At 57.7% G+C, this 8450-nt stretch carries 6 protein-coding genes; all 6 read right to left on the bottom strand.

Translation table 11 applies throughout. From position 1 onward, the window contains the following. Positions 1–486: 486 nt before the first annotated feature. The gene (locus G512_RS0119430; protein WP_028483144.1) at positions 487–1779 is read right to left on the bottom strand and encodes an amidohydrolase family protein; all 1293 of its coding nucleotides are present in this window, start codon (positions 1777–1779) and stop codon (positions 487–489) included. Positions 1780–1829: 50 nt separating this feature from the next. Next, positions 1830–2771 (bottom strand): ABC transporter permease, encoded by a 942-nt coding sequence (locus G512_RS0119435; protein WP_028483145.1) that lies wholly within the window; start codon positions 2769–2771, stop codon positions 1830–1832. Between the two features lies 1 nt (position 2772). Beyond that, positions 2773–3864 carry an ABC transporter permease gene (locus tag G512_RS0119440; RefSeq protein WP_028483146.1) on the bottom strand — a complete coding sequence of 364 codons (1092 nt, stop codon included), beginning with the start codon at positions 3862–3864 and terminating at the stop codon, positions 2773–2775. Beyond that, on the bottom strand, positions 3861–5423 hold the full coding sequence (locus G512_RS0119445) for an ABC transporter ATP-binding protein (protein ID WP_028483147.1): 1563 nt from the start codon (positions 5421–5423) through the stop codon (positions 3861–3863). The genes G512_RS0119440 and G512_RS0119445 overlap by 4 nt, the downstream gene beginning before the upstream one ends. 111 nt (positions 5424–5534) lie before the next feature. Continuing rightward, on the bottom strand, positions 5535–6485 hold the full coding sequence (locus G512_RS0119450; protein ID WP_228130543.1) for a BMP family protein: 951 nt from the start codon (positions 6483–6485) through the stop codon (positions 5535–5537). Between the two features lie 661 nt (positions 6486–7146). Further along, positions 7147–8448: a TRAP transporter large permease gene (locus G512_RS0119455; RefSeq protein WP_028482312.1), complete on the bottom strand. Its 1302-nt coding sequence runs from the start codon at positions 8446–8448 to the stop codon at positions 7147–7149. Between the last annotated feature and the right edge of the window lie 2 nt (positions 8449–8450).

Raw genomic sequence — 8450 nt, forward strand, 5'->3', positions numbered from 1 at the left:
AGAGTGGTCAGAGCGACCATTGCGGAGGTGTTTGTCAAAAGAGAAGACATTTTTTAGTCCCTAAAAAGTAAAACACTTGGGACATGCCGGAGTCGAACCGGCCCACGAAAGATGCATCATGCAATGCGGGCTTTCTATGAAATCTAGCATGGATTTCGCGCCGCATTCCGTGGAACGCCTTGTAGGGTGCTTATCTTTGAAAAGGAAGTAAAGAGAAAAATACATGGCCCTCGTCTTTTTACGCCAGAAACTGTGAATTTCCGCCGAAAAACACAAGAACAAGACACCGTCTTTCGCGGCAATACTGGTCCGAATCTCACATGGTGTCGCGCTGAATCAAAGAATAAAATTTTAATATCCCTCAAACCGAGCAGTTCTATTAAGTATTCATCAATATCTGATCGCGCAGCTGTTGTTCCATTGGTAAATCCGAAGCACATGTCGTTGGAAACGGAGCACGGGTGAGGCCGTGCTCTGTCTGTTCGACTAGGCGTGATTGGGCTGGTAGTCCGCAGGGTTCACGATTGCGGGGCGTCCTTCAATGGAAAGATGTGTGATGCGTGGTTCGCTTCTGGCAATAACCTTGCCTCGGCGGACAACGGCCAAACGGGCGGCTTTGAGACGCAGGGCCTCAATGGTGTCCCGTGCCTGCAGCAGCACGAAGTCCGCATTGCAGCCGCGCTCAACGCCGTATCCTTCCAGCTGCATGATCCCGGCTGGGTTCTTGGTGACCGCATCGAAGCAGTAGCGCATGTCACTACGGCTGGTGAGCTGAGCCACATGCAGCCCCATGCTGGCCACTTCCAACATGTCCGCATTGCCGAGGGAATACCAAGGGTCCATCACGCAATCATGGCCGAACGCCACGTTGATGTGGTGCGCGCGCAGTTCCGGCACACGGGTCTGGCCCCGGCGCTTGGGGTAGGTGTCGTGACGCCCCTGAAGCACAATGTTGATGAGCGGGTTGGCAATGGCAGACACCCTGGCTTCTGCCATGAGCGGCAGCAGCTTGGAGACGTAGTAATTGTCCATTGAGTGCATGGAGGTGAGGTGCGATCCTGCCACTCTGCCCTGAAGGCCCAGTCTTTGGGTCTCATAGGCCAGCGTTTCAATATGACGAGATAACGGATCGTCGCTTTCATCGCAGTGCATGTCCACCATCAGGCCGCGGTCCGCTGCCAGTTCGCACAGCGCCCGCACCGAGCGCGTGCCATCTTCCATGGTGCGCTCGAAATGAGGAATGCCGCCCACCACATCAACGCCCTTATCCAGCGCGCGCTTCATGTTTTCTTGGGAAGTGGGGAAGCGGTAGTAGCCGTCCTGAGGGAACGCGACCAGTTGCAGATCGATATATGGGGCGACCTTCTTCTTCACCTCAAGAAGGGCTTCCACGCCCAGAAGCCGATCATCGCAGATGTCCACGTGGCTGCGGATTGCCAAAAGGCCTTGAGACACCGCCAAATCGCAGTATTTCAACGCCCGCTCGACAACTGCGTCCACGGTAAGAAGCGGCTTCAGTTCAGCCCACAGGCTGATGCCTTCAAGCAAGGTGCCGCTTTCATTCATGCGTGGCAGGCCGAGGGAAAGCGTTGCATCCATATGGAAGTGGCTGTCCACAAAGGGTGGGCTGACGAGGTAGCCGTCTGCGTTCAGCACCTCAGCGGCTTCTGCGGTAATGCCACGCTCGATGGCGGTGATCTTGCCGCCACTGACGGCGATGTCCACGCCGGTTTCACCGGTGGTGAGTGTTGCGTTTTTGACCAATAGATCCAATGACATGACAACTGCCTGTTATCGCGAGTGTTTTTGTGTTGAGGGCGCGCTGGAGGTTAGCGCTGCCCTCGGAAGTAAGGTTGCAAAAGCGCCCTCGGGTAGTCTGCCTTGCGGGCTACGATCACCAGCGCCACGATGGAGAGCACATACGGGATCATGAGGAAGACCTGCGAGGGAATGGCCCCGCCAACCTCGTTCTGCAGGCGGATCTGAAAGGCGTCAAAGGCACCAAACAGCACCGCCCCCAGCAGCGCCTTGCCGGGCCGCCACGAGGCAAACACCACCAGCGCGATGCAGATCCAGCCGCGCCCGTTGATCATGCCGAAGAAGAAAGCATCAAACGCGGACATGGTGAGGAACGCACCGCCCAGAGCCATGAGAGCGGAGCCCACCATGACCGCCCCAATACGCAGGCCATAAACGGAAAGCCCCTGCGCTTCCACCGCAGCCGGGTTGTCTCCTACAGCGCGGATCGCCAACCCCAATGGCGTGCGATAAAGCACAAAACCAACCATCAGCACGAGAGCCAATGCAAGGAAAGTCATGGGCGTTTGCTGAAACAGCGCCGGGCCAATGAACGGCAGGTCCGACAGCCCCGGCACATCCAGCGGCTGGAAGGCCTCAATGCGCGGCGGAGACGAAACATTTGGTAGGGCTGTGCGGTAGGTGAAATAGCTCACGGCGGTGGCAAACAGGGTGATGCCAAGGCCGGAGACGTGCTGCGACAGCCCAAGGGGTACGGTGAGAATGCCGTGGAGCAGGCCAAACACGGCCCCGCACCCAGCCGCAACAGCAACGCCGGTCCAAAGGTCGGCCCCGATCCAGACCGCCATCCAGCCGGTCATGGCCCCGACAACGAAAATGCCCTCAATGCCAAGGTTCAGCACTCCAGCGCGCTCGCAAATGAGCGCCCCCAAAACGCCGAAGATAAGCGGTGTTGCAATGCGAATGGCAGCGGCCCAGAAACTGGCGGAGGTCAGAATGTCAACGTATTCCATCTCAGAACTCCTCGGCTTCTTTTTTCTTTGGCAGCTTGGGCCTGACGAAACGCATCTTGAAACGCACGAAAAGGCCCGAGACCAGCACACAGAGCAGTGACAGCGCCACGATGAGATCTGCGATGTAATTTGAAACACTCATGGCGCGGCTCATGCTGTCCGCCCCCACGAAAACGGCGGCAATGAAGATCGCAGCAGCCACAACACCGAGCGGAGACAAACCCGCCAGCATGGCAACCACGATGCCGGTATAGCCGAAACCGGGCGACAAATCCGCGGTCAGGTACCCTTTGAGGCCTGCCACTTCCGAGACACCGGCAAGGCCAGCCAAGGCCCCGGAAACGAGGCCCACCTTGACGTAGGTCGCCGTGACGGGGATGCCTGCATGCCGGGCGGCCGAAACGTTCTCCCCTGTCGCGCGGATTTCAAAGCCCCAGACGCTTCGGGTCATGATGATGAACACGATGAGCGCCGAAACCAGAGCAATGACCAGCCCCCAATGAACGCGCAGACGCGGGAACATCTTGGGCAAAGTGGCCGCTGCAGAAATGGGCTCGGACTGAGGCCAGCCCATGCCCATGGGGTCTTTCATCGGCCCTTCCAGCATCATCTGCACAAACAGCAGTACAACGAAATTCAACAGCAGCGTGGTGACCACCTCATCAGCCCCAAGCTTGGTCTTCAAAAGGGTCGGCACCAGCATCAAGGTACCGCCAGCCATCATGCCAGCAGCGATGATGAGCGGGATCATGATGTAAGGCGGCGCCGAAATTGCACCCGACCCAACGGCCACCGCGGCAAGGGCGCCCACGTAGAGCTGCCCTTCGGCCCCAATGTTCCATAGCTTGGCCTTGAAAGCGACGGCGGCGGCAAGCCCCGTGAGAATGAGCGGGGTGGCGCGGGCGAGCAACTCGGAAATGGCGAAGGGAGAGCCAAACGCGCCCTTTGCCATGGCAATGAAAGCGCCTTGAACATCCGCGCCCGCAGCAGAAATGGGAATAGCCGCCAAGGCCAACGCCGCAATACCTGCGATCACCGGAACCAAAACGGCATAAGTGGAAGAAACGTTTTCCCTCGGTTCGAACCGGATCATGCCGCTTCCTCCTTCTTCGGCTCAAGGCCAGCCATCATGAGCCCCACCGCGCTTTTATCCAGGGCCTCGGTTGGAACAGGCGCTGAAAGGTGACCCCGGTGGATTACGGCAATGCGGTCTGAAAGCTGAAACAGCTCATCCAGATCTTCAGAGATGAGAAGGACACCGGCCCCCCGATCCCGCGCTTCCAGCAGTCGGCGATGAACATCGGCCGTTGCGCCCACATCAAGGCCGCGGGACGGCTGAGCGGCGAGCACGAGGGCCGGATGCTGATCCAGCGTACGAGCCAGCACGATCTTTTGGATGTTGCCACCGGAAAGCAGACGGGCGCGCGCTCGTGGTCCCGGGCAACGGATGTCATAGGCCTTGATGGCGGCTTCTGCCCGGCGCTTGATGGCCCCATATCGGAGCAGGCCAAACCGCTGATAAGCGGGGCGGCGGATTTCCTCAATCACCAGATTACTGGCAACGGACAAGGAACCCACGATGCCGTCGTGGTGGCGATCTTCCGGAATGCGCGCAACACCTTGCTTGATGGCAGCGCTTGCCTTGGCCGGCAGCGGCTTGCCTTCTAGCGTAATGGAGCCGGAGGTTACGGTTTGAAGACCGGAAATGAGCTTTTGCAGTGTTGCCTGTCCGTTGCCGGATACGCCCGCAAGCCCTATTATTTCCCCACGCCGCAGCGACAGAGACACATGATCCAACGCCTCGCGCCCCTCTCCGGCACACACCTCTTGCAGCCTCAAGAATGGCTTGCCCGGATTGCCCGGTGTGCGCTGGACAGTTTCGACACTGTGCCCCACCATGAGGTCCGCAAGCATCTGACGATTGCAGATCGAGGTTTCCAGATCGGCAACTATTTCGCCGCTGCGCAACACGGCCACCCGATCAGAATGTCCCAACACCTCTACCATCTTGTGGGAAATGAAAATGATGCCAAGGCCTTGAGCGGCCAGTTTCTTGATGGTGGCGAACAAGCTCTCGGATTCTTGCGGTGTGAGCACTGCGGTGGGTTCATCAAGCACCAGAATGCGGGCGTCGCGATAAAGCGCTTTCAAAATCTCGACCCGCTGGCGCTCGCCAACGGCAAGGCGAGAGACCCGCACATCCAGATCCACCTCAAGTCCAGAGGTTTCCATCAGTTTTTTCAGCTTGGCTCTGGCCTTGGAGCGAGAAAACCGGCCCGCCCAAAGGCTTTCGGTCCCCAGTACGATGTTCTCAAGGCCGCTTAGGTTCTCAGCCAATGTAAAATGCTGGTGCACCATGCCGATACCCGCGTCAAGCGCGGCATGAGGCGCACCGGGCTCCAAGACCTCCAGCGCACCGGACCGGCTGCGCACCGTCACGGCACCTTCGTCCGCCACATAGTGCCCGAAAAGTATGTTCATCAGCGTGGTTTTGCCCGCGCCGTTTTCACCCAGAAGCGCAACAATCTCGCCAGAATGCAACTCCAGCGACACATCCTTGTTGGCGATAAGATCTCCAAAGCGCTTTGTTATGGAGTCCAGAGCCAAAAGCAGGTCGCGCTCTGCCCCACTCTCTTGGTTTTCATGCGCCATCACGTCCTCGCCTGATCTCAACTCGGTCTGCCTTCAAAGCGGCAGCCGGACCGGAAAAATGGCCGGTTCCCAACGAACCGGCCATCTTGTTTGACAGATCGGTCAACTCCCTTACTGGGAGGACTTTGGTTCCGTATCGTCGATCTCAACCGTGAAAGATTTGTCCAGAATGGCCGCTTCCTTCGCTTTCACAGCGTCCAGCGTGGCCGCATCAATCAAGCTTTCGTCCGCAACGAGACTTCCGCCCCCAAACTCCATGAAGGAATAGAGACCGTAGTCATCAGCCTTAAAGGTTCCATCTTTCACCGCCGCAATGGCCTTGTCGATGGTCGGCTCCATGTGCCAGATGGCAGAGGCAAGAATGGTACCGGGGTAATCAGATGCCGTATCGATCACGTTGCCAATGGCGAAAATGCCCTTTTCCTGCGCTGCATCGGATACACCAAAGCGCTCGGCATAAAGAACATCCGCGCCGTTATCGATCATGGCGTAGGCAGTTTCCTTGGCCTTTGGCGGATCATACCACGAGTTGATGAAGGTAACCATGAACTCCACATCCGGGTTCGTTTCACGGGCACCCGCCATGAAGGCGTGCATCAGGCGATTGACCTCTGGAATGGCGAAACCACCAACCATGCCGATCTTTCCGGACTTCGATGCAGCCCCGGCAATCATACCCGTAAGGTAGCTTGGCTCGTGGATGTAATTATCGAAAACTGCGAAGTTCGGCTCTGCAGCCGGAAAAGAAGAGCCCATGAGAAACGCAACCTCCGGGTACTCTGCCGCCACCGCACGGGCCGCACGCTCAACGGCGAAAGCTTCCCCGACAATGAGCTGGTTGCCGGCTTCCGCATACTCACGCATGACGCGCTCATAGTCGGTGTTGGCAGTGTTTTCGGAGTAAACGTAGGTAATCTCGCCGCGCTCTTCCGCAGCTGTCAGAGCCTTGTGAATGCGACCAACCCATTGCTGCTCGACCGGCACCGTGTAGATTGCCGCCACCTTGAGCGGTTCAGCCGCCTGGGCAACCCCATAACTTGCGCTGAATAGAACTGCGGCCATGACAAAAATGGCGGAAAAGACGGCGCGTCTCATCCAGCCTGCTGTTTGCTTTACAAACATAAACACCCCCTGATTGGCTAAGGAACCGGCGAATCCGCAGCACCCGTCGCGGGTTTCTGCGCCCTGCCCTTCATCGCGGGAATGATGGAAATATCAGATCGCTTTATAAAGGCATTAAAAACGGCTTTATACGAGAAGAATTCAGGCTTGACTAGGCGCTCCGTCAAAATTGAAGGAGGTAGAGCCCAGGTCTGCTTCCAAGTAAACGCTCGCCGAGCGCCGCAAGATGCCATCAAAACCTAGCGGGTTTGCTTGGTCCAACCTCAGATGCAATAAGCATAGGACAATCCAAAGCGCCGTCACGTTCACTGCAAAATATTTCAGCACAACAGATTTACTGAATATTATTTCGCTGTGCGCAAAGATTTACATCGCCAAAAAGCAACCAAGCGTTTTCAAAAGGTTGCCCAGGCCGGAACTTGAAAGACTCACACACCGGCCCTCAATAAACTGCCCATAAGGCACCTTTCCGGTTTTCTTTTTCCCTCGGCCTCCAAAAGCCCAAGAGGTACAACAAACCGCACAAGGACGCGTTCAAACACAAACAGGGCCCGCTGGATGCGGGCCCTGTTCCTGTCGAAAGCCGATTTGACGCCTTGCCTTATCCGCCGTAACCGAGGATTACGCGTGGAAGGAAGAGGCTGATTTCCGGCACGAAAGTAACGAGCATGAGGATGGAAATCACGGCCACATAGAAGGGCAGCATGGGCTTGATGATGTCCTTGATGGCCACATTGCCCACGGAGCAGGAGATGAACAGGGCGCTGCCCACCGGCGGGGTGATGATGCCGATACACAGGTTGTAGGTCATCATGATGCCGAAGTGCACCGGATCCATGCCCAGCTCGGTTGCCACCGGCAGGAAGATCGGCGTGAAGATCAACAGCGCCGGGGTCATGTCCATGAACGTTCCGATGACCAGCAGGCACAGGTTGATCACCAGCATGATCACCAGCGGGTTCTCAGAGACATTGGCCAGCGCTTCGGCAATGGCATACGGAATGTCGGAGAACGCCATGGCCCAGGACATGCCGATGGAACAGCCGATCAGGAGCAGCACGATGGAGGAGGTAATGGCCGATTCAAGGATCACGCCGGGCAGATCGGTAAACTTCACTTCCCGGTAGATGAACACGGCCAGCACCAGAGAATAGACCACCGCCACGGCAGAGGCTTCGGTGGCGGTAAAGATGCCGCCAATGATCCCGCCCATGATGATGACGATCAGCATCAACGGCAAGATGGCGTCCAGCGTCTTGTAGACCACTTCCTTGAACGGCGGCATGGGAATGATCGGATACCCGCGCTTGGCGGCAATGATGCCGGCCACGATCATCACGCCCAGCCCCATCAGGATGCCCGGAATGTACCCGGCCACGAACAGGGTGGCAACGGAGGTGCCCCCAGAGATCAGGGAGTACACGATCAAGGTGGAGGACGGCGGAATGAGCATGCCCGTCGGGCAAGAAGCCGCGTTCACGGCCGCCGAATAGGACGGGTCGTAGCCTTCCTTCTTCTGCAGCGGAGACATGATGCCGCCCACCGCAGCGGCAGAGGCCACAGCCGAGCCGGAGATGGCGCCAAACAGCATGTTGGCCAGAACGTTACAGTGCGCCAGCGCGCCGGGCAAACGCCCGCCCAGCACCTTGGCCAACTCGATCATGCGGGCCGCAATGCCGCCCCGGTTCATGATGTTGCCGGCCAGAATGAAGAACGGAATGGCCAGAAGGGTAAAGCTGTCCAGACCGGTGGCCATGCGCTGTGCGACCACAAACACGGCCTGATCAAAGGACATCAAAACGGTGATGCAGGTAACCGTCGCCAGACCGATCGCAAACGAGATCGGCACACCGAACGTCACCAGCACGGCGAAAACGCCAAACAGGATAAGTGCGCTTTGCAGTT

The sequence above is a fragment of the Pseudovibrio exalbescens DSM 16456 genome (assembly GCF_000422785.1).
Lineage (GTDB): Bacteria > Pseudomonadota > Alphaproteobacteria > Rhizobiales > Stappiaceae > Pseudovibrio > Pseudovibrio exalbescens.

Bases quoted from the DNA above. Each gene is read 5' to 3' on its own strand.
- G512_RS0119430 (WP_028483144.1), bottom strand. From the start codon at position 1,779: ATGTCATTGGATCTATTGGTCAAAAACGCAACACTCACCACCGGTGAA.
- G512_RS0119440 (WP_028483146.1), bottom strand. From the start codon at position 3,864: ATGATCCGGTTCGAACCGAGGGAAAACGTTTCTTCCACTTATGCCGTT.
- G512_RS0119450 (WP_228130543.1), bottom strand. From the start codon at position 6,485: ATGGCCGCAGTTCTATTCAGCGCAAGTTATGGGGTTGCCCAGGCGGCT.
- G512_RS0119445 (WP_028483147.1), bottom strand. From the start codon at position 5,423: ATGGCGCATGAAAACCAAGAGAGTGGGGCAGAGCGCGACCTGCTTTTG.
- G512_RS0119435 (WP_028483145.1), bottom strand. From the start codon at position 2,771: ATGGAATACGTTGACATTCTGACCTCCGCCAGTTTCTGGGCCGCTGCC.